The 24,206-nt window shown below is 56.3% G+C and carries 23 protein-coding genes and 4 tRNA genes; 13 read left to right on the top strand and 14 right to left on the bottom strand.

Annotated features, from left to right (window positions below):
• Positions 1–17 precede the first annotated feature (17 nt).
• The 6 genes from mltB to ACQY5R_RS11615 are packed head-to-tail and all read right to left on the bottom strand — an operon-like array spanning position 18 to position 6,540.
• Entirely contained in the window at positions 18–1,025 is a 1,008-nt protein-coding gene (gene mltB / locus ACQY5R_RS11640; RefSeq protein ID WP_428608485.1) for a lytic murein transglycosylase B, read from the bottom strand.
• A 44-nt stretch (positions 1,026–1,069) separates the two neighbouring features.
• A complete protein-coding gene (rodA, locus tag ACQY5R_RS11635) occupies positions 1,070–2,206 on the bottom strand; it encodes a rod shape-determining protein RodA (RefSeq protein WP_428608482.1) in 1,137 nt (378 codons plus the stop codon).
• Positions 2,206–4,050 carry a penicillin-binding protein 2 gene (gene mrdA, locus ACQY5R_RS11630; protein ID WP_428608479.1) on the bottom strand — a complete coding sequence of 615 codons (1,845 nt, stop codon included), beginning with the start codon at positions 4,048–4,050 and terminating at the stop codon, positions 2,206–2,208. Before mrdA ends, rodA begins: the two co-directional genes overlap by 1 nt.
• Before the next feature lie 4 nt (positions 4,051–4,054).
• Entirely contained in the window at positions 4,055–4,543 is a 489-nt protein-coding gene (gene mreD, locus ACQY5R_RS11625; protein ID WP_428608476.1) for a rod shape-determining protein MreD, read from the bottom strand.
• Complete coding sequence (gene mreC, locus ACQY5R_RS11620; protein ID WP_428608684.1) at positions 4,540–5,439, bottom strand: rod shape-determining protein MreC; 900 nt, start codon at positions 5,437–5,439, stop codon at positions 4,540–4,542. Before mreC ends, mreD begins: the two co-directional genes overlap by 4 nt.
• Positions 5,440–5,490: 51 nt before the next feature.
• On the bottom strand, positions 5,491–6,540 hold the full coding sequence (locus ACQY5R_RS11615) for a rod shape-determining protein (protein ID WP_428608473.1): 1,050 nt from the start codon (positions 6,538–6,540) through the stop codon (positions 5,491–5,493).
• A 310-nt stretch (positions 6,541–6,850) separates the two neighbouring features.
• On the opposite strand from ACQY5R_RS11615, the gene gatC reads away from it, so the two are divergent.
• The 3 genes from gatC to gatB are packed head-to-tail and all read left to right on the top strand — an operon-like array spanning position 6,851 to position 10,113.
• Positions 6,851–7,138, top strand: a complete 288-nt coding sequence (gene gatC / locus ACQY5R_RS11610) for an Asp-tRNA(Asn)/Glu-tRNA(Gln) amidotransferase subunit GatC (protein WP_428608471.1) — start codon at positions 6,851–6,853, stop codon at positions 7,136–7,138.
• Positions 7,139–7,196: 58 nt separating this feature from the next.
• Positions 7,197–8,651, top strand: a complete 1,455-nt coding sequence (gene gatA / locus ACQY5R_RS11605) for an Asp-tRNA(Asn)/Glu-tRNA(Gln) amidotransferase subunit GatA (protein WP_428608469.1) — start codon at positions 7,197–7,199, stop codon at positions 8,649–8,651.
• Positions 8,652–8,676: 25 nt separating this feature from the next.
• Positions 8,677–10,113, top strand: coding sequence for an Asp-tRNA(Asn)/Glu-tRNA(Gln) amidotransferase subunit GatB (gatB, locus tag ACQY5R_RS11600; RefSeq protein WP_428608467.1), 1,437 nt, complete (start codon positions 8,677–8,679; stop codon positions 10,111–10,113).
• Between the two features lie 91 nt (positions 10,114–10,204).
• Here the strand turns inward: gatB and ACQY5R_RS11595 are convergent, their stop codons facing one another.
• The 7 genes from ACQY5R_RS11595 to hemA all read right to left on the bottom strand — a co-directional run bounded on the left by ACQY5R_RS11595 (position 10,205) and on the right by hemA (position 16,179).
• Positions 10,205–10,825: an ANTAR domain-containing response regulator gene (locus tag ACQY5R_RS11595; RefSeq protein ID WP_428608466.1), complete on the bottom strand. Its 621-nt coding sequence runs from the start codon at positions 10,823–10,825 to the stop codon at positions 10,205–10,207.
• A 190-nt stretch (positions 10,826–11,015) separates the two neighbouring features.
• Positions 11,016–11,627 (bottom strand): class I SAM-dependent methyltransferase, encoded by a 612-nt coding sequence (locus tag ACQY5R_RS11590; RefSeq protein WP_428608463.1) that lies wholly within the window; start codon positions 11,625–11,627, stop codon positions 11,016–11,018.
• A gap of 6 nt (positions 11,628–11,633) precedes the next feature.
• A complete protein-coding gene (locus ACQY5R_RS11585; RefSeq protein WP_428608461.1) occupies positions 11,634–12,380 on the bottom strand; it encodes a HesA/MoeB/ThiF family protein in 747 nt (248 codons plus the stop codon).
• A 97-nt stretch (positions 12,381–12,477) separates the two neighbouring features.
• Positions 12,478–12,879 carry a hypothetical protein gene (locus ACQY5R_RS11580; protein ID WP_428608459.1) on the bottom strand — a complete coding sequence of 134 codons (402 nt, stop codon included), beginning with the start codon at positions 12,877–12,879 and terminating at the stop codon, positions 12,478–12,480.
• A gap of 62 nt (positions 12,880–12,941) precedes the next feature.
• Positions 12,942–13,826, bottom strand: coding sequence for a peptide chain release factor N(5)-glutamine methyltransferase (gene prmC / locus ACQY5R_RS11575; RefSeq protein WP_428608456.1), 885 nt, complete (start codon positions 13,824–13,826; stop codon positions 12,942–12,944).
• Positions 13,827–13,840: 14 nt separating this feature from the next.
• Entirely contained in the window at positions 13,841–14,917 is a 1,077-nt protein-coding gene (prfA, locus tag ACQY5R_RS11570; RefSeq protein ID WP_428608453.1) for a peptide chain release factor 1, read from the bottom strand.
• On the bottom strand, positions 14,914–16,179 hold the full coding sequence (hemA, locus tag ACQY5R_RS11565) for a glutamyl-tRNA reductase (protein ID WP_428608451.1): 1,266 nt from the start codon (positions 16,177–16,179) through the stop codon (positions 14,914–14,916). The genes prfA and hemA overlap by 4 nt, the downstream gene beginning before the upstream one ends.
• 448 nt (positions 16,180–16,627) lie before the next feature.
• Here hemA and ACQY5R_RS11560 point away from each other — a divergent pair, with 448 nt between their 5' ends.
• The 6 genes from ACQY5R_RS11560 (at position 16,628) to pth (ending at position 21,799) form a co-directional block, all read left to right on the top strand.
• Entirely contained in the window at positions 16,628–18,208 is a 1,581-nt protein-coding gene (locus tag ACQY5R_RS11560) for a tetratricopeptide repeat protein (RefSeq protein ID WP_428608448.1), read from the top strand.
• A 51-nt stretch (positions 18,209–18,259) separates the two neighbouring features.
• Positions 18,260–19,114: a 4-(cytidine 5'-diphospho)-2-C-methyl-D-erythritol kinase gene (gene ispE / locus ACQY5R_RS11555; protein WP_428608446.1), complete on the top strand. Its 855-nt coding sequence runs from the start codon at positions 18,260–18,262 to the stop codon at positions 19,112–19,114.
• A 13-nt stretch (positions 19,115–19,127) separates the two neighbouring features.
• Positions 19,128–19,202 (top strand) — tRNA-Gln (locus ACQY5R_RS11550).
• Positions 19,203–19,448: 246 nt separating this feature from the next.
• On the top strand, positions 19,449–20,402 hold the full coding sequence (locus ACQY5R_RS11545) for a ribose-phosphate diphosphokinase (RefSeq protein WP_428608444.1): 954 nt from the start codon (positions 19,449–19,451) through the stop codon (positions 20,400–20,402).
• A gap of 74 nt (positions 20,403–20,476) precedes the next feature.
• Entirely contained in the window at positions 20,477–21,106 is a 630-nt protein-coding gene (locus ACQY5R_RS11540; RefSeq protein ID WP_428608441.1) for a 50S ribosomal protein L25/general stress protein Ctc, read from the top strand.
• Between the two features lie 102 nt (positions 21,107–21,208).
• A complete protein-coding gene (gene pth / locus ACQY5R_RS11535; protein WP_428608439.1) occupies positions 21,209–21,799 on the top strand; it encodes an aminoacyl-tRNA hydrolase in 591 nt (196 codons plus the stop codon).
• Positions 21,800–21,910: 111 nt separating this feature from the next.
• Here pth and ACQY5R_RS11530 read toward each other — a convergent pair whose 3' ends face one another.
• On the bottom strand, positions 21,911–23,167 hold the full coding sequence (locus tag ACQY5R_RS11530) for an OmpP1/FadL family transporter (RefSeq protein ID WP_428608437.1): 1,257 nt from the start codon (positions 23,165–23,167) through the stop codon (positions 21,911–21,913).
• A 389-nt stretch (positions 23,168–23,556) separates the two neighbouring features.
• On the opposite strand from ACQY5R_RS11530, the gene ACQY5R_RS11525 reads away from it, so the two are divergent.
• From ACQY5R_RS11525 to ACQY5R_RS11510, 4 genes are all read left to right on the top strand, one after another.
• Positions 23,557–23,641: transfer RNA gene (locus ACQY5R_RS11525), tRNA-Tyr, on the top strand.
• Between the two features lie 43 nt (positions 23,642–23,684).
• A tRNA-Gly gene (locus tag ACQY5R_RS11520) sits at positions 23,685–23,758 on the top strand.
• A gap of 41 nt (positions 23,759–23,799) precedes the next feature.
• Positions 23,800–23,875: transfer RNA gene (locus tag ACQY5R_RS11515), tRNA-Thr, on the top strand.
• An 85-nt stretch (positions 23,876–23,960) separates the two neighbouring features.
• On the top strand, positions 23,961–24,206 hold a 246-nt coding region (locus ACQY5R_RS11510), incomplete at its 3' end, for a GTP-binding protein (RefSeq protein ID WP_428608434.1).

Raw genomic sequence — 24,206 nt, 5'->3', positions numbered from 1 at the left:
TGGCGTGTAGACCCTCATCAACTGGCTGCCCCATTTTTCAGCGCCCGTATCTCTTGGCTCAGCTGGAAAACAGCCATGGCGTAAAGGTTGCTGTGGTTGTAGCGGGTGATGACGTAAAAGTTATTCAATCCCAACCAGAATTCAGCGCCTTCTGCTCCTTGCAGGTGGAGCACGGTTGCCAGTGCGTCTGGTGATATCGACGTCGGCAGAGTGGGGGCAATACCGGCCGAAGCGAGTGCATTAAGCGGTGTATCCGGCTTGGTGGCGCCTTGGGCGGGTTCAATATAATAGGGTTGCCCCGGCTCAATCCGCTTGCCCGGAAGCGCGACCAGTTGATCCTTTTGCCAGTTATGGCGACTGAAATAGTTGGCAACGCTGCCGATTACGTCGGCATCGTTACCCCAGATGTCACGCTTGCCGTCACCGTCAAAGTCGACGGCATAGCTGAGGTAACTGGTCGGGATGAACTGGGGAGTACCCATGGCGCCGGCGTAAGAGCCCATTGCCATAGCGGGCTCCATCTGCTCTTCCATCAGGATCTGCAGGAAGGCCTTTAATTGGGCACGCCCAAACTGGTAGCGCTTCGGGTAGTGGTAGGCCTGGGTGTAGAGCGCATCGAGAATGCTGATGCTGCCGGGCCGCTTGCCATAGAAGGTTTCGACGCCGACGATGGCAACGATTATTTCCGGAGGCACGCCGTAGATGGCGTAGGCTCGGTCCAGGGTGGCACGGTTTTTTTCCCAATAGGCTACACCGGCTTCGATGCGGTTCTGCTTGAGAAAGATCGGTCGGTAGGTCTTCCAGGTGTGGATGGTCTCGGCCGGGCGGTTCAGGCTGTCGATCACCTGCTGGTTGCGGCTCGCACCTTGCAATAGGGTGCGTAGTTTGTCCGCCGGGTAACCCTTCTCTGCCGCCAGTTCCTGGATCAGCGTTTCCGCCTCATCTGCAGGGTTGGCGGTAACGGCCGCGGAATACCCACAAAACAGGAGTATCAAAAAGCCGAGATTTGTCAGGGTCTTGGTCATGCTTGTTTCCTTTTGCGCAGCAGCTGTCCCGTTTAACCACCCCATCATGTGGGCAGTAGTTTGCGATGGGTGTGTATGGACATCAGGATACCGAACCCGGCCATGATGGTCACCAGTGAAGTGCCCCCATAGCTGACCAGGGGGAGTGGTACCCCGACGACCGGCAGAATGCCGCTTACCATCCCGGTATTGACGAACAGGTAAACGAAAAAGACCATGGTCACTGCGCCTCCCAGCAGTCGGCTGAAGGTATCCTGTGCCTGGGAAGCGATATAGAGCCCTCGCAGTATGATTACTAGATAGAGCGTCAACAGCAGCAGGATGCCGATAAAGCCAAACTCCTCCGACAGTACTGCGAAGATAAAGTCGGTGGTGCCTTCGGGCAGAAACTCCAGGAAAGACTGGGTGCCGTTCAGCCAGCCCTTGCCGTACAGCCCGCCGGAGCCGATCGCGATCTTGGACTGAATGATGTGGTAGCCGGTCCCCAACGGGTCCCGCTCAGGATTGAGGAAGGTGAGTACCCGGTTACGCTGGTAATCCCGCATACCCCACTCCCACAGGATCCAGGAGACCGGGATAGCGGTGACGATCATCCCGCCGATAAAGCGCCAGCTGAGCCCGGCAAGGAAGAGTACGAAGATGCCGGCGCTGGCAACCAGCAGCGAGGTGCCGAGATCGGGTTGCCGGGCTATCAGCAGTACCGGAATCAGGATCATTACGCCGGCTATGGCCAGGCGGCTCCAGCGCGGCGGTAGCGATTTCTCCGCCAGAAACCAGGCGATCATCATGGGTACGGCGAGTTTCACCAGTTCGGACGGTTGAAAGCGGAAAAAGCCCAAGTTGAGCCAGCGTTGCGCGCCCTTACCGATCTGTCCGGCGATCAATACGGCGACGAGCATCAGGATGCCGGCACCAAACAGCCAGGGGGACCAGCGGCGTAGTGTGGCAGGAGGTACCTGGGCCACGGCGATCATGACGGCAAAGGCTACCGCCAGTCGAATCAGTTGTCTCTCGATGACAGCCATGTCCTGGCCGCTGGCGCTGTACAGCACCAGCAGACCAAACCCGCACAGCAGAATCAGGCCGGTCAACAGTGGCAGATCGAGATGCAGATCGGCCAGTAGACCTTCGGCCCGGGTTGGGTTGGATTCAGGCAGGCCGCTCGGTTTGTAGTGTGCCATCAATGTGCCTCCTGTAGCAGGTAGCGATCCATGATGGCCTTGGCGATGGGGGCGGCCACTGAACCGCCGTGGCCGCCATTCTCCACAATCACCGCGACGGCAATGCGGGGTGCTTCGGCCGGGGCAAAGGCGATAAAGAGGGCATGATCAATCATCTTTTTTTCCAGGTTCTCCGCTTCGTATTTCTCTTCCTGTTTAACGGTAAATACCTGAGCAGTACCCGTCTTTCCCGCAATATGGTACTGCTTGTTACGGACCAACCGCGCCGTACCGCGCAAGCCTTCGGTGACTTGGAGCATGGCGTCGAAGATACTATCCCAATTGGCGTCGGACTGCCGGGTGATTGCCTGCTGCGGAGTGATCGGTTGCTCTGTGGGCGTGGCTTCGTCGTTATGCTGGATCGACTTGACGATCCGCGGTCTTAGACGTTGGCCGCGACTGGCGAGCGTTGCAGTGGCGCTCGCCAGTTGCAACGGCGTGGTGAGGAAGTAACCTTGGCCGATGCCTGTGATCAACGTTTCCCCCGGATACCAAGGTTGGTTTTTGTTCTCTCTTTTCCAATCCCTGGAGGGCAGCAGGCCCCCCAGTTCTCCGGTAATGTCGACGCCGGTCTTTTTGCCGAACCCAAAGGGGGCAAGAAATTCCGCCAGTTTGTCGATCCCCATCTGCTGCGCCAGGTCGTAGTAGTAAACATCACAGGATTGGGTGATGGCGTCACGCAGGTTGACCGAGCCATGGCCGATCTTTTTCCAGTCGCGGTATTTATGGTCGTGATTCGGAAGTTGGAAAAAACCGGGGCAGAATTTTTTCTGGGTGGGCGTGATGATGCCGTATTCCAGCCCCCCTAATCCGATAAACGGCTTGATGGTGGAGCCGGGTGGGTATTGGCCCCGTATGGCGCGGTTGAACAGGGGTTTATCTATTGAGTTTTGCAGTGCGTTATAGTCCGCTGAGGATATCCCTTCGACAAACAGATTGGGGTCAAAACCCGGTTTGCTCACCATGGCCAGGATATCCCCGGTCTGGGGGTTAATCGCTACCGCAGCGCCGTTTTCATCCTCGAATGCATCCATCGCGACCCGCTGCAGATTGGCATCCAGGGTAAGGTGGAGGTCCATTCCCGGCACCGGTGGTTGACTTTCCAGCACCCGGATCACACGGCCCAGGGCATTGATTTCAACCTGCTGCAGGCCTACCTTGCCGTGCAGGGTCTCTTCATAGTATTTCTCGATTCCGTTTTTACCGATGTGTGTGGTGCCGGAATAACTGGAGTTATCGATGGTCTGCAATTCGCGCTTATTGATGCGACCGACGTAGCCGAGGATGTGGGCGGTGACATCCTTTAGCGGATAGTCCCGCAAGAGCTTGGCTTGGATGTCGACACCTGGGAACAGGTGGCGGTTGACGGCAAAACGGGCCACCTCTTCATCCGTCAACTGGACTCGGATGGGGATACTTTCGAAACGGCGCTGATGGCTTTTCAGGCGTTTGAAGCGCTTCAGGTCATTGTCACTGATGTGGATGATCTTACCCAGTTCCTGCAGTGTCTTGTCCAGGTCTTTGACCCGCTCTGGGGTGATCTCAAGGCTGTGGGTGGGCAGGTTTTGGGCCAGGATGATGCCGTTGCGGTCATAGATCAATCCCCGGGTCGGTGGCAGTGGTTCGACCTTGACCCGGTTGTCACGTGACAGCGTGGTGAAATGGGCGTGATCGACGATCTGCAGTTTGGCCAGGTGCAGGATGAGCAAGATCAGTAGCAAAAATATGATCAGGGCGGCGGTGATGGCGCGAGCCCGGAATAGGTGGCTCTCGCGCAGGTAATCTTTCAGCGTGGTCTGATACATGGGATCAGCTTACTTGGAACTTCCGCCGCAGGTCCCGCAGCACGATATAGATCCAGGGCCAGAGGAACATTCCCACCAATGGAGGCGCCCAGTAGGTGAGCGGTGGCGTGGGTTGTCCGACTGCCCCCATTACCCACAGGGAGAGCAGCTTTTCCATCAGCAGCAGTACCAGGATGGTGAGCGACTGCTGCCACAGCGGGAACAGGCGGATTCGCAGATGCATCTCAAAGGTGATGTAGGCGATCAGCGCCAGGGCCAGGGCGTGTTGACCCAGGAGGGTACCCGACAGGACGTCGACCGTGATACCGAGCAGCCAGCCCACCCCCACACCGACCCGCTGGGGCAGTGCCAGGGTCCAGTAGATCAGAACCAGGGTGTACCATTGCGGGCGCAGCATCTGGGCCCAGTCCGGCAGCGGCAGAATAGCCAGCAGCAGGGCAACGCAGAAGGTGGCGATGATAATCGGCGTGCCGCTACGGGGAGTCAGTGTCATGGCTCTCTCCGCGGCGTTGTTGTCTCGGCTTGCTCGGTAGCCGTCGGGGTGGTGCCGGTTTCGTCGGCAGCGTTTCGGTCCGGCGGTGTCAGTGTCCAGACCAACAGGGCTTCGCGGGCGCGTTCCAGGTGCGCGCTGGGCTGGGCCTTGATTCGGGCGAAGGGTTCGCCCGGCTCACGCTGTATTTCGGTGACGGTTGCGACCGGATAACCGGCCGGAAAACGCCCGCCCAGGCCGGAAGTGACCAGCAGATCCCCCACTTTGATATCCGCATTGTTTGGCAGATTGGGCAGTTCCAGCTCGTCGATATGTCCGGTGCCGATGGCGATGGTTCGAAGGCCGTTGCGGTTGACCTGGATCGGTAGCGCGTGGCTGGCGTCGGTGATCATTAGTACGGACGAGGTGAAGCGGTTGACATGCACGACCTGCCCCATGACGGCGTTGGCATGCAAGACCGGTTGTCCCTTGTAGATACCCGAACTGGAGCCTTTGTTAAGCAGCACTAGGTGTCGGTATGGGTCCATATCTACGGCAACCAGTTCGGCAACCAGTACCCGGTCACCGATCTTAAACGAGGAATCGAGCAGGTCACGCAGGCGCATATTCTCCGCTTCCAATGACGCCAGCTTCTGTTGTCGTCCTTGTAACAGCAGGTTCTCCCGGTGTAATTCCCGATTTTCTTCCTGCAGTCGACTGCGGGTGGCGAAGGTTTCAGAGACCCAGTAGCCGAAGGAGATAGGCAGATCGGCGACATACTGGAGCGGATAGATCACCGTGGAGAGGAGCGAACGTACCGATTCCAGATGGTGTTGGCGGTGATCCACGATCATCAGGGCGAGCGAAAGCACCACGGCGAGCAATACGCGGATACTCATCGACGGGCCTTGTGTAAAGATCGGCTTAATAGGGGATCAGCCTCTTAACTCTTGATCAGCGCCTGATGGCAATTACTCCAGTGCGAACAGCAATTCTCCGCCTCGTTCGTCCAGCATTTCGAGGGCCCTGCCGCCGCCCCGCGCAACGCAGGTCAACGGGTCTTCCGCGATGAGAACCGGCAGGCCGGTCTCCTCTTCGAGCAGTCGGTCGATATCCCGCAGCAGCGCGCCGCCGCCGGTGAGGACGATGCCGCACTCGGCCACATCCGCGCCCAGTTCAGGGGGGGTCTGCTCCAGTGCCGCCTTGACCGCACCGACAATACCGGAAAGCGGTTCCTGCATCGCTTCGAGGATCTCATTGCTGGTCAAGGTGAAGCTGCGGGGAATACCCTCTGCCAGATTGCGCCCCTTGATCTCCATCTCTTTCACTTCGTTGCCGGGGAAGGCGGAGCCGATCTCTTTTTTGACCCGCTCTGCGGTGGCTTCTCCGATGAGGGTGCCGTAGTTACGCCGGACATAGTTGATGATCGCTTCATCGAAGCGGTCACCACCGACCCGTACCGAGTTGGAGTAGACGATGCCGTTGAGGGAGATGATGGCTACCTCGGAGGTGCCGCCGCCGATGTCCAGTACCATGGATCCGCGCGCTTCGTTGACCGGCAGGCCGGCGCCAATGGCGGCGGACATAGGTTCTTCAATCAGGTAGACCTCGCGGGCACCGGCACCGGCGGCCGATTCGCGGATCGCCCGGCGCTCCACCTGGGTCGATCCGCAGGGAACGCAGACCAACACCCGGGGGCTGGGGCGAATCAGTTTAGCTTCGTGTACCTTATGGATGAAGTGCTGCAGCATCTTTTCGGTGACGGTAAAGTCGGCGATCACCCCATCCTTCATCGGTCGGATCGCGGTGATGTTGTTCGGGGTGCGGCCGAGCATTCGCTTGGCTTCTTCACCGACTGCCGCCACTGACTTGCCGCTGCCCGGCCCTCGGTCCTGACGGATGGCTACTACGGAGGGTTCATTGAGCACGATGCCTTGGCCGCGTGCGTAAATCAGGGTGTTGGCCGTTCCGAGATCGATCGACAGATCGTTGGAGAAAAGCCCGCGTATGCGTCTGAACATTGCGAAATTGATATCCCGTGAGATGTGCGTTAGTCGTTGCAGGGCTCCACATGCAGCATGTTGCCCCGGGAAAAGACGTAATCTAGCAACCGCGGGGGGCATTGGGCAAGGAACTCTGATTGAAAATAGTCCGGTTTGGGGGCTTGTTTATCATTTCAGCACCTGCACGAGCGGTGCTAAATGTGTTAATTTCCCCCTCTTACGCTATTCCGGTCCTGTTTGGCCTGTGCAGTTGTCAGGCTGGCGTGTTGTCCGACCTGCTTCGGCATCATCATAGCCCCTGTGCAACTGCCTGTATATCGAGGAAATCATGTCGTTGGAAAGATCCGATGTTGAGAAGATTGCCCACCTGGCTCGTCTCGCGGTGAGCGAAGATGAACTGGATGCGGTGACGGCCGATCTGTCGAATATCCTGCACCTGGTTGAGCAGATGGAGGCCGCCGATACCGCCGGTGTCGAACCCATGGCTCATCCACTGCATATGGCGCAGCGGTTGCGGGAAGATGACGTGACCGAAACGGATCAGCGGGACAAGTTCCAGGCGATAGCGCCGCTGACGGAAGAGGGACTCTACCTGGTCCCGCGGGTGATCGAGTAACAAACTCCTGCGCGAATGATTGAACAGCGCAGCCGAAAGACTTAGATGGATCAAGTGAATGCATAGCAAAAGTATCGCGGAGTTGGCACAGGGCCTGCGGGCCGGCGAGTTTACCAGTGTGGAGCTCACCCGAGCCTATCTGGACCGGATTGCCGAACACAATCCGGCATTAAACTGCTTTGTCAGCGTGTGTGAAGAGGCTGCCCTGCAGGAGGCTAAACTGGCGGATCGGCGCATTCGCGCGGGTGATGCCGGCGACCTGATTGGTATTCCCATCGTGCATAAGGATATCTTCTGCACCGATGGGGTAAAAACCAGTTGTGGTTCCAAGATGTTGGATAATTTTGTCGCCCCTTACGATGCCCATGTGGTCGCCCAGTTGAAACAGGCGGGTGCGGTCATGTTGGGTAAGGCCAACATGGATGAGTTCGCCATGGGCTCTTCAAACGAGAACAGTTTCTACGGACCGGTGCGCAACCCCTGGAAGTTGATCTGCGTCCCAGGCGGTTCTTCGGGTGGCTCCGCGGCTGCCGTGGCCGCCCGACTCTGTGTCGCCGCCACCGGAACCGATACTGGTGGATCGATCCGCCAGCCTGCTGCCTTTTGTGGTATCACCGGGCTGAAGCCCACCTATGGTCGGGTGTCACGCTACGGCATGATCGCCTTTGCTTCGTCGCTTGACCAAGGCGGGCCGATGGCGCGCAGTGCGGCGGATGCGGCCGCCCTGCTGCAGGCGATGGCCGGTTTTGATACGCACGATTCCACCAGTGCCGAACAGCCGGTTCCGGATTACAGCGCCTCCCTGAATGATGACCTGAAGGGGTTGCGTATCGGTGTGCCCAAAGAGTACATGGGGGAGGGGTTGGACAGTGCCATTGCCGAGTCCATACAGCTGGCGCTGAATGAGTTCACCCGTTTGGGTGCCGAGCTGGTGGAGATCAGCCTGCCCAACACCCACCTGGGTATTCCGACCTATTATGTGGTGGCACCGGCGGAATGCTCCTCCAATCTGTCACGTTTCGATGGGGTGCGTTACGGCTACCGCTGCAGCGATCCGCAAGATCTGGAGGATCTGTACAAGCGCTCCCGGGGGGAGGGGTTTGGGGCGGAAGTGAAGCGGCGCATCATGATCGGCACCTATGCACTCTCCGCTGGCTACTACGACGCTTACTACCTGAAGGCGCAGCAGATTCGCCATCTGATTTCTGATGATTTTCGTGCCGCCTTTGAAAAGGTGGATGTGATCATGGGGCCGACTGCGCCCTCGACCGCTTTTGAGATCGGTGAGAAATCGGATGACCCGGTCACCATGTACCTGTCGGATATCTATACCATCGCGGTCAACCTGGCTGGCTTGCCCGGTATATCCGTGCCGGTCCGGCCGGTCGATGGTATGCCGGTGGGTCTGCAGATGATTGGCAACTATTTCGATGAGGCGCGGTTGCTAAATGTGGCGCACCAACTGCAGCAGGTAACCGATTGGCACAGTGCCAGCCCGGCCGGATTTGAGTAATAGAGACGGAACATAGAGACAGCATATGCAATGGGAAACCGTAATCGGGCTGGAGATACATGCCCAGTTGGCCACCAAATCGAAGATCTTTTCCGGGGCCTCCACAGCCTTTGGTTCCGCCCCCAATACGCAGGCCTGCAACGTAGACCTGGGTATGCCGGGCGTACTGCCGGTACTCAATAAAGAAGCGGTGCGCATGGCGATAACATTTGGTGTGGCGATCCATGCGGAGCTGGGGCGGCGCTCGGTGTTTGCCCGTAAAAACTATTTTTATCCCGATCTGCCCAAAGGCTACCAGATCAGTCAGTTCGAACTGCCGATTGTCGGTAAGGGTGAGGTCGAGATTGAGCTGGATGCCGGCGCGGTCAAGTTGGTGGGGGTTACCCGAGCCCATCTGGAGGAGGATGCCGGCAAGTCGCTGCATGAGGATTTTCACGGTATGACCGGGGTGGATCTGAACCGGGCCGGAACGCCCCTGCTGGAGATTGTGTCGGAGCCGGATATGCGTTCCGCTAAAGAGGCGGTGGCCTATGCCAAGAAGATCCACCAGATCGTCCAGTATTTGGGTATCTGTGATGGCAATATGCAAGAGGGTTCGTTCCGTTGTGACGCCAATGTATCGGTCCGGCCCAAGGGCGGTCCACTGGGTACTCGCGCCGAGCTGAAGAATCTCAATTCATTCCGCTTTTTGGAGCGTGCCATCAATATAGAGGTAGAGCGCCAGATCGATCTGATCGAGGCGGGCGGCGAGGTGGTCCAGGAGACCCGGTTGTATGATGCCGACAAGGATGAGACCCGCTCCATGCGCTCCAAGGAAGAGGCCAATGACTACCGTTATTTCCCCGATCCGGACCTGCTGCCGGTAGAGTTGGATGAGGGCGTGATCGAAGCGGTCACCCGTTCCATGCCCGAGTTACCCGATGCTAAACGGGCCCGCTTCGAGGGGGAGTACGAACTCAGCCGTTACGATGCCGCGGTGCTCACGGCGAGCAAAGGTCTGGCCGACTATTTTGAGCAGACGGTGAAAGTGGCGGGTGACGCCAAGCTGGCGGCCAACTGGGTGATGGGCGAGCTCTCCGGGGCGCTGAACAAGGCGGGTCTGTCTCTCGGTGAAAGCCCGGTAAGCGCCGAGGCGCTGGGTGGTATGCTGCTGCGCATCGTTGACAAGACCATCTCCGGCAAGATCGCCAAACAGGTGTTCGAGGCGATGTGGGCGGGGGAAGGCAGCGCCGATCACATTATCGCGGCCCAGGGGCTGAAGCAGATCACCGATAGCGGAGCTATTGAAGCGGTGGTGGATGAGGTGCTGGCGGCCAATCCGGAACAGGTCGCCAATTATCGCAATGCCGACGAGAAAAAGCGGCCCAAAATGCTCGGATTCTTTGTCGGGCAGGTGATGAAGCAGTCCAAGGGCAAGGCCAACCCACAGCAGGTTAACGAACTGCTACTGAAAAAGCTCTGATTGCTACGGTCGGCAGGATTGTTCTATCGGCCAAGTGTGGTTAAGGCCTGCTGGCGGGCTTTGGGCTTTGGGCTTTGGGCTGTTCGCTGGGTTAGCCCGGTCGCTGGCTGTGTTGGAAAATAGCCTCGATCAACTCTTCACGGCCGGTGCTCTCTTTGACCAGGGCCTGGGCTACAGCGGCCAGTTTCAGGCTCTTGAACCGGGCAAATCTTCTGATGGCGTCGAAAGCGTCCTGCTCATCGGCGGCGAAGCGCTGCATATAAATGCCGATGGCAACGCTGATTTCACGATTCCGATTGATCGCTTCAAGTAGATCCGACTCTTTCTTTTGCAGTTGTTGCAGCTCGACGGAGCGCTTTAGTGCCGCTTCGATCGCCGGTATCAGCTGCTTGGTGTTGATCGGTTTGACCAGGTAGCCGAGCGCCCCCTCACGGGTCGCTATCTCCACTACATCGCGATGGGCGTAGGCGCTGAGGAACAGGGTGCTGATATGCCCCCGCGTCTTTAACTCTCGTGCCGCCTCAATGCCGGTCATCCCCGGCATGCGGATATCCAGGATGGCGAGATCAGGATGCTCAAGCAGGCCCAGGCGTACAGCGGTTTCGCCGTCTGAGGCAGATATCACCGCGTAACCGGCATCACTCAGGCCGTTGGCGATGCTGGTGAGCGTGAACACATCGTCGTCGGCAACCAGTATTTTTGTTTGAGTCATGATGTTTTCTGAATCGTCCGCACGCGTAGCCTTCCCGTCCTTATGTTGGATACTGGTGGCATGGCATCAGAAAGATAACAGCCGCCCCCGCCGACCGCCTGTTATAGCGCGGGATTATAAAGCATTAAGCAGTGATGCCCAAACATCTCCCCTTTTGGATCGTGCTTTTGGGAGGCTAGGCCGGTATCGGTTATTCTGGAACCTTAGCCATGGCCACGGTATAGGTGGCTCCCTGCTTGAGTTTTTTGTAGTTTCCGAACACCTCTATAAATGCCTTTTGAATGAATTTGCGCAATCCGCTAATGGTGACGACGTAGAATCGGGCACCGGGATTCATCCTAACCAAGGCATCGTAGAAGTAGAGGTAATAGAGTTCCTTGCCGGTCTTGGCCGGTAGGTTGGATACGATCAGGTCAAAGCGCCGATCACCGATTTGGGAAAAACCGTTGCTAAGGAAGATTTCCGTATTGGTGATGCCATTAATCTGGGCATTCTTTTGGCTGTAATCGATCGCTACAAAGTCCTTGTCCACCAGTATGCTGGTGCCCTGAGGTGCCAGTCGGGCCAGGGTCAGTCCGAGCGGCCCATAGCCACAACCCAGGTCCAGGGTGTTATCCGCCTCTCCCACCTCCAGGTGGTCAAGCAAAAGGCGGCTACCTTCGTCGATCCCCTTTGGTGAAAACAGGCCCCAAGTGGTGTGGTAGGTAAGGGTCTGGTTGCGTAGGGTTTCCTGGAATACGATATCTTGGCGCAGGTTATCCAGGTAGGTGGCGGTTGCGTCCGGTATAGTTATTTTGCTCATTGAGAGTTACGGTTGCTGGCTGCAGGTTTTGCAGGCCGGGTCTTTGTTGAGTGTCAGGGTACGCCACTGCATCTCCAGGGCATCCAGGAGCAGCAGTCTGCCGATTAGCGCGTGACCGGCACCGGTGAGCACCTTAATCGCTTCCAGTGCCTGTACGCTACCGATGATGCCTACCAGGGGGGAAAGAACGCCGTTGGCAGAGCAGGTTTCATCCATTTCGGCCGCACTGCCATAAAGGCAGCGGTAGCAGGGTTCTCCCTGCCGTCCGGTGAAGACAGCGACTTGCCCCTCCATACGTATGGCGGCACCCGATACTAGGGGGATCTGGTGTTTGACGCAGGCCTCATTGATGGCAAAGCGGGTGGTGAAGTTGTCGGTGCCGTCGACAACCAGATTGGCACGCTTGATCTCCCTCTCCAGTTCTTCCCCTTCGAGCCGGGATGAGACGGTTTCAATCCGGCATTCGGGATTCAGCGAGCGCAATGTCTGGCGAGCGGAATCCACTTTCAGTTGTCCGATGCTGCCGGTCGTATGGATAATCTGGCGCTGTAGGTTGGTCAGGTCGACACGATCGAAATCCACCAGCACCAGCTCGCCTACCCCGGCTGCCGCCAGGTACATGGCGGCGGGGGAGCCGAGCCCCCCCATGCCGAAAATCACAATACGGGATTCGAGGAGCTTCTCTTGGCCCTCGATACCGATACTGGGGAGCATGATCTGTCTGCTGTAGCGCAGAAGTTGGTCGTCATTCATAAGTGGCAGGTCAAGTCATCTATTCTCAGGCATGGCCCGGCATGGCAACTCCCGCCTCCTGGCCCCTGAATAGGGAATTATCCGCTGTAGGATCCTGCTACAGATATTTTCGCCAGTGCTCGGGTCTTGGGTCCGAGCAGCCGTGAGTTCTATGTTCGTAGCGGTTGATGAAAATTTTGCGTGTGCTGTTGTGGTCCTCGTCGCTGCACCCATTGTTGGCCCGCTGGATCTCTTCGGTGTAATAGTACAGGGCGCGCGAGATTTTGTAGATCAACTTGCTGCTGAGATGGAATCCGCAATCCACCAGGGAAGTCTCGATGTGTTCCAACGATATCTGGAGCACGTTATAACGTACTTTTAGTTGTATATGGGTCTCGGCCAGAACCTCGATCACACCCTCGACGCCTTCCAATAACTTGACGGCTGAGTGCGCCTGCTCAGGATCGGGGTGGAGCTCCGCGAAAACGATCTCCCGGTGCTTGATGACGTCGCTTTCCATATTGATGATCCTAAACACTACGCAGAAATTATCAAGCACTCCGCGATCATTTTAATATGAATTTAAAGGCTACTGTTTCGCGCCCTTTTGTCTGCATCATCCACTGGTCGCTTACCCTGGGTCAACCGGTCTCGCGCCTCCAGATCCTGATGGGTAGTTATCTCCCGATAGCCGGCGTGGGCAAAGAGCTCGCGAACTGCGGTGCCCTGGTCCATGCCGTGCTCCAGCATCAGCCAGCCTTCGGGCTGAAGGTATTCAGGGGCCTGTACGATCAGCAGGCGGATATCCTGTAGTCCGTCGGCACCGGAGGTCAAGGCGGTGTTTGGTTCCCAGGGGAGACCGTTCTGCTGCAGATGGGGGTCACCTTCCGCCACATAGGGGGGATTACTGACGATCAAGTGATAGTGCCCCCTGTTTTTCAGGGCATCAAACCAGGCCCCCTGGTACGCCTCGATATGGGATAGGCCCAGTTGCTTGAAATTGTCGCTGGCGACGGCCAGCGCGGCGGCCGAAATATCGGTGGCAAGGATCTCCGCTTGTGGGCATTCGCTGGCGATCGCGGCGGCGATCGCGCCGCTCCCGGTGCCCAGGTCTGCCACCCTGGCTTTGTCCAGATCCGCAAGGAGCGCCAGGGCGCGCTCAACCAGTATCTCTGTTTCCGGTCTCGGTATCAGGGTGTCTTGCGTCACCCGGAATGAGAGCGACCAGAATTCCCGGTATCCGGTAAGATAGGCCAGCGGCTCCCCTTGGCGGCGACGCTCGGCCAGGGCCAGGAAGTCTGATTGCTGTCGGAGGGTAAGGATCTGTTCGGGCCAGGCGTAGAGGTGACTGCGGTTTTTTTGCAGGACATGGGCCAACAGGACCTCGGCCTCCAGCGCGGCGAGCCCATAAAGCTTCACGGCGTGCTGAAGCGCGTTATTTAGAGAGAGCAGGGGTGGCAGGGGCATCGGACTCTCGCCAATCAGTGGGCCAATGAGGTGAGCTGCTCCGCTTGATGCTCGTGGGTCAGAGGATCGATCACCTGATCAAGCGCACCGGTCATGATTTCATCCAGCTTGTAGAGGGTTAGATTGATGCGGTGGTCGGTGACTCGGTTTTGCGGGAAGTTGTAGGTCCGGATCCGTTCCGAGCGGTCACCACTGCCCACCTGCAGTTTGCGGGATTCGGCCTGCTCGCTGGCCTGCTTTTCCTGAATACCGGCAAGCAGTTTGGCTTGAAGCAGCGACAGCGCGCGCGCTTTGTTTTTGTGTTGCGATCGTTCGTCCTGGCACTCGACGACGATGCCAGAGGGCAAGTGGGTGATACGGACCGCCGAGTCGGTCTTGTTGACATGTTGCCCACCGGCTCCGGATGCACGGAAGGTGTCGATGCGCAGATCGTTGCTATTGACCTCAACATTGTCGACTTCCGCTGCTTCCGGCAGGATCGCGACGGTACAGGCGGAAGTGTGTACCCGGCCTTGGGATTCGGTTTCGGGTACCCGCTGCACGCGATGGGTCCCGGACTCAAATTTCAACCTTGAGTAAACATTGCGTCCGGAGACCCGGCTGACCACCTCTTTATAGCCGCCCTGTTCACCAAGGGTCTGGCTGATGGTTTCGGTTTGCCAGCCCATCTGCTCGGCATAGCGCAGGTACATGCGCAGCAGGTCGCCGGCAAACAGGGCCGCCTCGGCGCCCCCCGTCCCGGCTCGAACCTCAAGAAAAATGTTCCGGTCATCGTTCGGATCCGCTGGGATCAGCAATCGCTGCAGTTCCGGTTCCAGCGTTTGCAATTGCTGCTCGCCTTCGGTCAGCTCTTCTTTTGCCAGGTCCGCCATCTCCGGGTCGTTCAGCATCTCCCGGGTACTGGCAATCTCCCCCTCCAGCGCGCGATAGCGACCGAAGCACTCTACAACCGGTTCCAGTTGGGCGTACTCCTGGCCCAGTGCCCGGTAGCGGTTTTGATCGTTCTGGACTTCGGGTTCGGCGAGGAGGGCGGTGATCTCTTCAAAACGTTCGGCAATCTGGTCCAGCTTGCTGCGTATGGATGCCTTCATTGAGTGGTTTTATCACTGATCTGGAAAAGGGTGTTGGCCGCCTCAAGGATCTCCGATTGACCCTCAAAGCCGGCCTGTCGGATTTGTGTACTAGGCGTGTGCAGCAACTTGTTGGTGAGCGTGTGGGCAAGGAATTTCAGACTCTCTTCTGGGGATTTGCCGGACTGCATCTGCTTCAATGCGCGCTCCAGTACATCGTCGCGCATCCGTTCCGCCTGGCGCCGATAATCCTGGATCATACCAACGGCGTCCAGAGAGCGCAGCCATCCCATAAACTCTTCAACATGCAGGTCGACAATCTCCACCGCCTGTTCGGCGGCTTCCTGCCGCGAGCGGAGATTTTCCTGTATCACCTCCTGCAGGTCGTCAACGGTGTAGAGATAGATGTCGTTCAGCTCGCTCACTTCGCTTTCGATATCCCGCGGTACGGCAATATCGACCATGAAGATCGGTTGGTGTTTGCGCTTTTTCAGCGCGCTTTCCACCGTGCCCTTACCGACGACCGGCAACGGGCTTGCGGTGGAAGAGATCACAATGTCCGCTTCGGCCAGGTGGTTGGGTATTTCGGTCAGGCCAATGGCGAAACCATCGAACTGGTTGGCTAAGAGGTGGGCTTTCTCGAGGGTCCGGTTGGCGACGATAATTCGACCGACGCCGTGTTGGTGGAGGTGTCGTGCCGCCAGTTCAATGGTTTCCCCGGCGCCAATCAACAGTGCCGTCTGTTGTGACAGATCGCTGAAAATCTGGCGGGCCAGGCTGACGGCGGCAAAAGCGACGGAGACCGGGCTGTGTCCAATAGCGGTATCGGTGCGCACCTGTTTGGCCACGGAGAAGGTGTGCTGAAACAGGCGACCCAGAAATTTTCCGGTTGATGAGGCGTCATTGGCTGTTTGGAAAGCTTGTTTTACCTGTCCCAGAATCTGTGGTTCCCCAAGAACCATGGAGTCCAGCCCGCTGGCCACTTTGAGCAGGTGACGTACACACTCCTGGTCCTGGTGGCTGTAGAGAAAGGGTGAAATAGTCTCTTGCTCCAGGCCGTGAAACTCCCCCAGCCAGGCGCAGATCTCTTCGCGGTTTGACCGGGTATGGGCGCAGTAGAGTTCGGTCCGATTGCAGGTTGAGAGAATCACCGCTTCATCGATTCCCGGTCTGTCAGACAGGCTACGCAGCGCAGCAACGATGATATCCGGCCCAAAGGTGAGCCGTTCGCGGATACCGATAGGTGCTGTCTTGTGGTTAACGCCGAGTGCAATCAGTGCCATATGAACTTATCGTGTTTCAGGGTAGTCTCAGTATGTGCCGCATGTGAATTCGAATCCCGGGTCCGGCAATCATTATGCCATCGGCTGGGTGGCGAAAGTTCACATCGGCCCTCAATACTGGGTCTTGGAAAGTGAAATTTTGTATTATCAAAAGGTTAAATACAAGTCATGAGGTACTATTCAGTCGTTTAATGTCGTCCATTGGCGGTAAACTCGGTTATCATCTATCTTCACTAACAGGCCCGGAGATGGGCATTTATCAGGTGTAATATTCATGCGGCTGTCGCTTCAACTAGTACTTACATTCGCTATTTTCTGGAATCTTACCGGCTGCCAAACCACCCCCGTCAAAACTGTACCCGAGCCCACAGCTCCTTCTGCTTCCAATCCGCCTGCTCCCAAGCAAGACGCTGCCAAATCCGCCGAGTCGTCAACCCCGGTTGTGGCGTTGACGGAGGACATTATCTTCAATCTGTTGGCGGGCGAGGTGGCTGCACAACGAGGTGCGTTGAGTGAAGCATATACGCATCAGCTTCAGGTTGCTCAATTGGCTGGCGATGCAAAGTCCGCTGAACGGGCCACCCGTCTGGCCCTACATATGGATCGGGATGATCTGGCTGTGAAAGCGGCCACGCTCTGGGTGGAACTGGCCCCGGACGATCTCACGGCGCGTCAGCTGGTGGTCGTTTTGATGCTAAGGCATGACGTCAATGCGTCCGTGCTGGAGCATCTCAAGGCGATTGTCCACATCAGTGAAGATAAAGATGAGAACGGTTTTCTTAATGTAATGGCGGCGATTAACCGGGAGCTAAAGCGGGAAACGGCACTGGATCTGATGCGGAAGCTGGTGGGGGCGTTTCCCGATGATCCGCGTGGCGGTTACGCCTTGGCCATTGCCGCCATGGTGGACAAAGACTACGCGGAGGCCGAAAAGCTGGCCAATACGCTGGTCGCCACCCACCCCGACTGGCCAAAAGGTTATCTGGTGCTGAGTCGTGTTTACCTGGCTCAGGGCAATAAGCCGAGGGCTCGGGCGCTGTTGGCTGAGGCGGTGGGGCGCTTTGTCGATGATCCTTTGCTGCTTTCTGCCTATGCGCGCATTTTGGTGGATGCCAAAGAGCTGCAATTGGCTTATGACCAATTTCTCAAGCTGGAGAAGGTAGAAAAGGATGCCGCTGCCGCCAGTTACTGGCTTGGCTTGATTGCCCTGGAATTGAAAAAAGATGAGGCGGCGAAGGGGCATTTCATGCACCTCATCGAACTGGATAAGCGTACAGATGTGGCGGCCTATTATCTGGGGCGTATTGCAGAGAGCAAAGGGGAGTCGAAACAGGCGATTCGCTGGTATCAACGTGTCGAAAACGGTGAATTCAGCGATGAGGCTCAGGCGCGTATTGTCAGGTTGATGGCATCGGACGGAGAGATACGTGAGGCGCTCGACTGGTTGCAGAGAAAGCGTATCCAGTATCCGGATCAAGCGGCCAGATTTTACCTGATGGAAGTAGAATTGCTGCGTGAACATGGCACACCTGAACAGGTAATGGGGTTGTTTGATACGGCGATCAGCGCCATGCCAAACAATAATGACCTGCTGTATGCACGTGGCCTGTACGCCGCCACCCAAAAACGGGTAGATATTCTGGAGCGGGATCTGCTGCAGGTTATCGCCAATGATCCGAAGCATGCCGATGCCCTAAATGCCCTTGGCTACACCTTAGCGGATCAGACCAATCGGCATCAGGAGGCACTGGACTATATTCAGCGAGCCTTGGCGTTGAAGCCGGATTCGGCAGCCATCTTGGATAGCATGGGCTGGGTGATGTTCAGATTGGGTCGTTATCAGGAGGCGATAGGTTACTTGCGCCAGGCCTTTGAAAAATTGCCGGACCCGGAGATCGCTGCGCATCTGGGTGAAGTGCTCTGGGTGACCGGTGAACAGCAACAGGCAAGGAAAGTGTGGCAAGGCATTCTGGATAAGTCACCGCAAAGTGAATATGTACTGGAAGTGATGCGACGCCTTAAGATCTGATCCTTATTTTTGATAGCGTAGCTCCTGGTTCAAATACATTACGCCGACTGCATGACAACGAATCCCAATCACGATGACTGGTGGCCGGCTCCGGCTAAATTGAATTTGATGTTGCGTGTGGTCGGGCGTCGACCGGATGGCTACCACCTGCTACAGACGGTGTTTCGCTTTGTCGATTTTGCGGATCAAATAGGATTTCGGGTCAGGGGCGACGGGTTGATTAGGCGGATAAGCGGAAACGATGCCGTTGCCGAGTCGGAGGACTTGATGATCAGGGCGGCGCGACTCCTGCAGAGGGAGTCGGGCGCGTCTTTGGGTGTGGATATCTCCCTGGTTAAAAATATTCCCATGGGTGGCGGCTTGGGTGGTGGCAGCTCGGATGCTGCCACCGTGTTGGTTGCGCTTAACAGGTTGTGGGATCTCGATTATTCCATGGATAGGTTGGCTGAATTGGGCCTCGGACTGGGTGCCGATGTGCCGGTCTTTGTTAGGGGGCAAGCGGCTTGGGCAGAGGGGATTGGTGAGGCGCTGACCCCGATCGATCTGCCGGCTGCCTGGTATCTTGTGTTGATGCCACCCTGTCATGTTTCGACAGCCGATGTTTTTAACGATCCGGAATTGACACGGAACGCTCCTCGAACGACAATACGCGACTTTCTTGCCGGCGGTCAGGAAAATGATTGCTTGCCGGTGGTAACAAGTCACTATCCTGATGTCGCCGAGGCGATACGCTGGTTGGGTAAAACTGCTGTGGCCAGGCTGACAGGTACCGGCGGAGCGGTATTCGCCGAATTTAGGCATGAGGCAGAAGCGCGGCAACTGCTGCAGCAAGTGCCTGAAAAATTTACCGCCTTTGTTGCCAAAGGTCTGGATCAGTCGCCTTTACTGGCACGGATAGGGCTTTAAAAAGTTAAGTTTTTGGGGCGTCGCCAAGCGGCTAGGCACCTGGTTTTGATCCAGGCATACGTAGGTTCGAATCCTACCGCCCCAGCCAAATTAGCTGAGGTATCTGCAAGGCAGTACCTGGGCGGTAGGGTGAGAACCTAAAGGTTCGAAAGGTGAGCGGAGCGAGCCTAACAGCGGCTTGCCGCTGGCCCCGCGGGGGCGGAGGGCGCGGCCCGGAGTCATCCCCGCCCAAGCCATATTTCAATGGGCATCTGCTCGCAGTTGCCCAAATTGGCTTGCATACACGAAGCGTGATCATTTCCCGTAGTTTGTCAGATTGGTGGAGAGGCTTGTTATGCCGGATAGCCACATGATGGTGTTTTCAGGAAATTCCAATCCTGATCTTGTTAACGAGATTACTTCACGTCTCAGTCTGCGTATGGGTAAGGCAGTCGTCGGTCGCTTCAGCGATGGCGAGGCGATGGCTGAGATCCAGGAAAGCGTGCGTGGGCGTGATGTGTACGTGATTCAGAGCACCTCGCAGCCGACGAACGACAATCTGATGGAGTTGCTGGTGTTGATCGATGCGCTGCGTTGGGCTTCGGCTGAGCGTATTACAGCGGTTATCCCCTATTTTGGTTACGCGCGTCAGGATCGGCGACCGCGCTCTGCCAGGGTGCCGATTACGGCGCGTCTGGTGGCGAAACAGATTGCCGCTGCGGGGGCTGATCGTGTTGTGACGGTTGATCTGCATGCTGATCAGATCCAGGGTTTCTTTGATATACCGGTGGACAACATTTACGCCTTGCCGGTGCTTTTGGGTGACGTGTGGCGCCAGAAGTATCCGAACCTGATGGTGGTTTCGCCGGATGTGGGTGGTGTAGTGCGTGCGCGGGCGTTGGCCAAGCAGTTGGATGATGCTGATCTAGCGATCATCGATAAACGTCGACCCAAAGCCAATGATGCTCAGGTGATGAATATTATCGGTGATGTCAAGGGCCGCACCTGTGTGTTGATCGATGACATGGTCGATACGGCCGGTACCTTGTGCAAGGCGGCGCAGGCGTTAAAAGATCGAGGTGCGGAGCGAGTCATCGCTTACTGTACCCATCCTGTGTTGTCCGGTCCGGCGATTCAGAATATTGAAAACTCTGTACTTGATCAGTTGGTGGTTTCCAATACTATCCAACTGCACGAAGAGGCGCAGAACTGCAGCCGTATTCGCCAGATCTGCATTGCGGAACTTCTGGCGGAAACGATGCGCAGGGTTGCCCTAAATGAATCGGTGACTTCACTCTTTATGGAGTGATCGCCAATCCTTCACTGCCGTTTCTGGTCGCGGAAAGGCAGTGATTATTTAACCTAAGTGATTTGGAGAAAATCATGAAAGAAGCTTTTGTTGTTAATGCGCAATTGCGCACTGATACAGGGAAGGGTGCGAGCCGCCGCCTGCGTCATGCCGGATTGGTCCCGGGTATCGTTTACGGTGCTCATCAGGACCCCGCTATGATCTCTATGGTGCACAGTGATCTGATTCAGCATCTGAATCAGGAGGCGTTTTACTCCCATGTTCTGACCTTGAAGATTGACGGTAAATCGGAGCAGGTGATCCTTAAGGATCTTCAGCGTCATCCGGCTCGTCCGTTTATCATGCACGCGGATTTTCTGCGTGTCAGTGCCAAGGAGAAACTGAAGACCCATGTTCCACTGCACTTCGTAGGTGAAGAGGTGGCGCCTGGCGTGAAGGCCGGTGGTGTGGTGTCCCATCTGCTTACCGAGGTTGATGTGAGCTGTCTGCCAGGAGATCTGCCAGAATACATTGAGGTTAATGTGTCTGCGTTGGGGCTGGGTGAGGCGGTAATGCTGTCTGAATTGGTATTGCCGAAAGGCGTCGAACTGCCTGCGTTAGCGCAGGATGACGCGCAAGATGTGCAAGTCGTTTCGATCCATGCTGCACATGTGGCAGTGGAAGAGGATGAGGCCGGAGAGGGAGAGGGTGCAGCAGAGGAGTAGTCTACGCTCTGCGCTCAATCAAGTAAGCCGGGCGATGCCCGGCTTACTTGTTTTTGCCCCCTCTAATGACCGGCTCGCTGTTTACTATGGTGACCGTTTCCAATGAGTAATCAATCCACACAGCCTATCCGTCTGATTGTTGGTTTGGGGAATCCCGGAACTGACTATGCCTTAACGCGCCATAATGCGGGTTTCTGGTTTGTGGATCTGTTGGCGGAGCGTCATGGAGGCACCTTTAAATCCGATTCAAAGTTTCATGGCCAAGTCTGTCGTATTCTGATCGGGGGGCGGGAGTGCTGGTTGTTGAAGCCCACCGCTTTCATGAATCGTAGTGGTCAGTCGGTATCCAGTCTGGCGAAGTACTACAAGATTGGCCTGGAAGAGATGCTGGTGGCGCATGACGAACTGGATATGGCCCCGGGAGTGGTGCGGCTCAAGTTTGGTGGCGGTCATGCCGGACATAATGGTTTGAGGGATATTGTTAGTGCTATGGGAGGTAGGGAGTTCTGGCGTCTTCGTATCGGAATTGATCATCCGGGGAGTGCGCGGGAAGTGGTTAATTATGTCTTGGGGCGTCCGTCGAAGCAGGATGCCGAATCGATTGCTGGTGCGCTAGAGGATGGCGAACGGGTTTTGCCTGATTTGCTTGAAGGGCAATTTCAAAAGGCGATGCACTTACTCCATTCAGACTGATTGTCCAGGTTAAATGGATGAGCATAAAAAACCCGCGGTTAAGCCGCGGGTTTTTTATGCTTGGATGGGTAAGCGGTTTGCGTTTCAACCCACCTTGTTGCTAGCTGGATGTTACATTTTCCAGCTATAAGCAACACCGATGGCATCCTGGTACATCTTTAGGTTGGCATTACCGCCGCCGAGAAAGCCCGGGATGGAACCGGAGCCGTTCACCGAGTTCTCAAAGGCGTGCATATAGCTGAAGGTAAGTTCGGAGCCGTTGTCCATGGTCCAGGTGGCGCCGAGGGTCAGGTGATCCTCTACGGTGGCGGGGGCGAGCACGTTGAACAGGGTCTCCGCAGCTGGAATGGGTTGGTCCGCGTGGTTGTAGCCTGCGCGTAGGGTCAGTTGTTTGCTGTACTGATAGGAAATCCCCAGTTTGTAGATTGTCTGATCCTCCCAGCCGAAGCCCGCGGCGTTGTCACCGCCAAGGGGGAATGCCAGCGCATTGGTGGCGGGGCCGCCGTTGCCTACCGAGTTGATTTCGCTATAGTTGATGCGCATTACATCCGCTGCTATAACCAGCTTGGGTGTGGCCTGCACGGCGATGCCGATGGCGAAGTTTTCGGGAATGTCAAAGTCACCTTGCTCGGCGAATAGGCCGGCATAGTCGTCGAATTCTGACATGTAGGTGCGGGTCTGATAAGTGGCGCCCAGAGTTACCGTATCGGAGACCTTGCCCTGCCAGCCCAACCGGATGCCGGCCCCATAGGATATATCATGACCATTATTGGTAAGGTTCGTAGGGCTGGTTGAAAATCCGGTAAAGTTTTGCAGGCCTTGTGCCTCAAATGCCTGTACGGCCAGGTTGAGGCCAATGCCTACGGAGTGGTTTTCGTTCAGCTTGACCGCGTAGGTTGGGACGATAAACAGCTGGGCCAAGTCGACGCCTGTGCGGGTGGGGTATGAGGCACCATTGAATAGTGGGATACCATCCTTGTAGTCAGAATTCATGCCCCCGGTACCAAAGACTGAGACGCCAAACGAGCTGTTCGCATCCAACATGCGGTTGTAACCAAATTCGGGGATCAGAAAGTTTTTAGTGTCACTGCCGTCAAAATGGCCGCTGGAGGTCGGGTGGCCGACAATGTCGGCACTGCGTATCGGTCTGAACCAGTTAACACCTAGATCAATACGGTTGCCTACGTTCACCATGCCGGCTGGGTTGACGCCGCCCGCCAGAGCGTCCTGGGAGTAGGCGACGCCGACACCGCCCATGCCTTGGGACTTCTGCCCAATACCATGAGGTGCGTAACCGTTGGTGGCCCAGGCGCTTGATATGAAGAGTGAAGAGACCGCTGTGACAAGCAGCTGTTTTTTGAAATGCATCTGTTTATTCCTCCGCTACTATGCCTGGCGCTACGTGTGGGTGTGGCTGCGGCATAAAAGTCGCTACTGTTTTTAATATATTTTCGTGAAATCGTTATTTTTCTTGTTGTCTGCCGGCAATAATGCTTTATCGATTTATCCTATGTCAACTGAAAAAAATATTAGAATATTAGTAACTTATGTGTATTAGTCAATGTTATCGGTGAATTGATCCCTTTATATAGTGGTTTTCCTTAATATCCTTTCTCTATTCCAGTTAGGCGATAGGGAGTATGCGTTGCCGTTTTTCCCCCTCGTCTGATGCGGAATGGTGGAGGTGTTTTGTTAACTAATTTCTCGGAAAAGTTATTGACAGCACCCCTATGATCAAGCAGAATGCCGGGCTTCGTGGAGGGGTTCCCGAGTGGCCAAAGGGATCAGACTGTAAATCTGACGGCTCCGCCTTCGGAGGTTCGAATCCTCCCCCCTCCACCACGAATTTGTAGCGGTTTTGGTAAGCGATCCGTCGCTTGGCAGCGCGGGTGTAGTTCAATGGTAGAACTTCAGCCTTCCAAGCTGAATACGTGGGTTCGATTCCCATCACCCGCTCCATATCAAGTCCTTCGATAGGGCTTCTATGATTGTAGTGCAAGGCCCATGTAGCTCAGTTGGTAGAGCACACCCTTGGTAAGGGTGAGGTCAGCAGTTCAAATCTGCTCATGGGCTCCATTAATCTAGTCCCGTGTACTTAATGTCTAGTGCACGGGTTTATTTGTCATTAAGTTTTAGAGCGAACCTTTCGGAGATTGAGTCGATGTCCAAGGAAAAATTCGAGCGTACAAAACCCCACGTAAACGTGGGAACCATTGGTCACGTTGACCACGGTAAGACCACGTTGACGGCGGCGATCACGAAAGTGATGGCGGAAGCGCGGGGTGGAGTATTTAAAGACTACGCTGACATCGACAATGCACCGGAAGAGCGTGAGCGTGGTATTACCATCGCAACCGCACACGTGGAGTATGAGTCGGATGCACGTCACTACGCCCACGTAGACTGC

Source organism: Sedimenticola sp., assembly GCF_050289425.1.
Taxonomy (GTDB): domain Bacteria; phylum Pseudomonadota; class Gammaproteobacteria; order Chromatiales; family Chromatiaceae; genus Sedimenticola.
Note: the sequence above shows the minus strand (reverse complement) of the source record. Positions and strands in the feature narration are given on the sequence as shown.